This is a genomic window from Streptomyces otsuchiensis (assembly GCF_004305975.1).
GTDB classification, from domain to species: domain Bacteria; phylum Actinomycetota; class Actinomycetes; order Streptomycetales; family Streptomycetaceae; genus Streptomyces; species Streptomyces otsuchiensis.
This window is the reverse complement of record NZ_BHZI01000460.1, coordinates 1-2406: the sequence shown is the minus strand read 5'-3', so window position 1 is coordinate 2406 and position 2406 is coordinate 1. Positions and strand designations below refer to the sequence as shown.

Here is a 2406-nt window from a genome sequence, read left to right as displayed (position 1 = left end):
CCACCCGCCCCATGCACCCCGCCCTCATGCCGTGCGCCGCCCGGTTCGGCCCGAAACGGGGCCGGCCCCGCTCCCCCTTGTCACGCGGGGAGCGGGGCCGGGGAGCGGGCCGGTGGGCGGCCGGGAGCTCAGCGCGGGGCGTCCCGGAACGGCTCGCCCCGCTCGGCCTTCTCCACCAGCAGCGCGGGCGGCGCGAACCGCTCGCCGTGGCGCTCCGCGAGCTGCCGGGCGCGGGCGGCGAAACCGGCCGGCCCACCCTCGTAGCCGTTGATGTACTGGAGCACGCCCCCGGTCCAGCCCGGGAACCCGATGCCCAGCAACGAGCCGATGTTGGCGTCGGCGACCGAGGTGAGCACTCCCTCCTCCAGCAGGCGCACGGAGTCCAGCGCCTCCACGAACAGCATGCGCTCCCGCAGTTCCCGCAGCGGGTCCCCCTCGCCGGTTCCGCCATCGGCGCCGCCCGCACCGTCGCCGTCACCCGTGAAGTGCTCCCGCAGCCCGGGCCACAGGGCCAGCCGCGTCCCGTCCTCGGCGTAGTCGTAGAAACCCGCGCCTCCGGCGCGGCCGGTACGGCCGAACTCCTCGACCATGCGGTCGATCAGCGCGTCCGCCGGGTGCGGCCGCCAGGTCCCGCCGGCCGCCTCCACCGCCGCGCGGGTCTCCCGCGTGATGCGCTGGGGCAGCGTCAGCGTCAGATCGTCCACCAGCGCCAGGACCCGCCCCGGATACCCGGCCTGCGCCGCCGCCTGCTCCACGGACGCGGGCTCCACCCCCTCGCCGACCATGGCGACGCCCTCCCGCAGGAAGTGGCCGATCACCCGGGAGGTGAAGAAGCCGCGCGAGTCGTTGACCACGATCGGCGTCTTGGAGATCTGCCGCACCAGGTCGAAGGCGCGCGCCAGAGCCGGGTCGCCGGTCTTCTCCCCGCGGATGACCTCCACCAGCGGCATCCGGTCGACGGGAGAGAAGAAGTGCAGCCCGATGAAGTCCTGTGGCCGGGAGACCGACTGGGCCAGGCCGGTCACCGGCAGCGTCGAGGTGTTGGTGCACAGCAGCGTGCCCGGTGCCACCACCGACTCGATCTCGGCGAACACCTCGGCCTTCAGCGCGGCGTCCTCGAAGACGGCCTCGATGACGACGTCGCAGCCGGCCAGCGCCGCGCTGTCCACGGCCGTGGTGATCCGCGCCAGCAGGGCGTCGCGCTTCTCCTCCGTGGTGCGGCCCCGCCGGAGCGCCTTCGCAAGCAGCCCCGCGGAGTACTCCTTGCCGCGCCCGGCCGCCTCGGCCGACACGTCCTTGAGCACCACCTCCAGGCCCGCGCGGGCACAGGCGTAGGCGATGCCCGCGCCCATCATCCCGGCGCCGACGACGCCGACCCGCGTGGCGGTGCCGCGCGGCTCCGCGGACGGCCGGCTGGCGCCGGCGTTGACGGCCCGGAGGTCGAAGAAGAACGCCTGCGTCATGTTCTTCGCCGTCTGGCCGATGACCAGTTCGGTGAAGTAACGCCCCTCGATGACGGCGGCGCTGTCGAAGTCGACCTGGGCGCCCTCGACGGCTGCCGCCATGATGTTGCGCGGCGCCGGGTAGGGCGCGCCTCCGCTCTGCTTGAGCAGGTTGGCCGGGTAGGACGGCAGACTGGCGGCCAGCCGGCGCGTTGCCGGGGTGCCCCCCGGGACGCGGTACCCGGGGACGTCCCACGGCTGATGGGACTCGGGGTGCGCGTCGATGAACGCCCGTGCGGCACCCAGCAGTTCCTCCGGGGTCCGCACCACCTCGTGCACCAGGCCGAGTTCCAGTGCGCGGGCGGGCACGTGACGCTGCCCCTGGAGCAGTACCTGCAGCAGCGCGTCGGTGATGCCCAGCAGCCGCACGGTGCGCACCACCCCGCCGCCGCCCGGCAGCAGGCCGAGGGTGACCTCGGGCAGGCCGACGCGGGCGCCGGGGGTGTCGAGGACGACCCGGTGGTGGCAGGCGAGCGCGATCTCGAAACCGCCGCCGAGCGCGGCCCCGTTGACGGCGGCGGCCACGGGCACGCCCAGGGTCTCGATGCGCCTCAGGTCGCGCTTGACGGCCATGGAGGAGTCGAAGACGCGCTGGGCCTGGTCGGGGCCCGCCGCGATGAGTTCGTCGAGGTCGCCTCCGGCGAAGAACGTCTTCTTGGCGGAGGTCACGATGACGCCGCGCACCGTCTCGCGCTCGGCGGTCAGGCGGTCCGCGACGGCCGTGAGAGCCGTGCCGAAGGCGGCGTCCATGGTGTTGGCGGACCGGCCGGGCGCGTCGAGGGTCAGGGTGACGACGCCGTCCGCGTCGCGGTCCCAGCGGATCGGGGACTCGGCGTCGGCGTGCGGGGCTGCGGAGGTGGGCTCAGACATGGCGGGTCTCTCCGGGGTACGTGGTCACGGGGGG

1 protein-coding gene is annotated in these 2406 nt (G+C 74.6%); it reads right to left on the bottom strand.

Annotation, left to right across the window (positions count from 1 at the left end; all coding sequences use genetic code 11):
• Positions 1–128 precede the first annotated feature (128 nt).
• Positions 129–2372: a 3-hydroxyacyl-CoA dehydrogenase NAD-binding domain-containing protein gene (locus E0D90_RS25050; protein WP_130800207.1), complete on the bottom strand. Its 2244-nt coding sequence runs from the start codon at positions 2370–2372 to the stop codon at positions 129–131.
• Between the last annotated feature and the right edge of the window lie 34 nt (positions 2373–2406).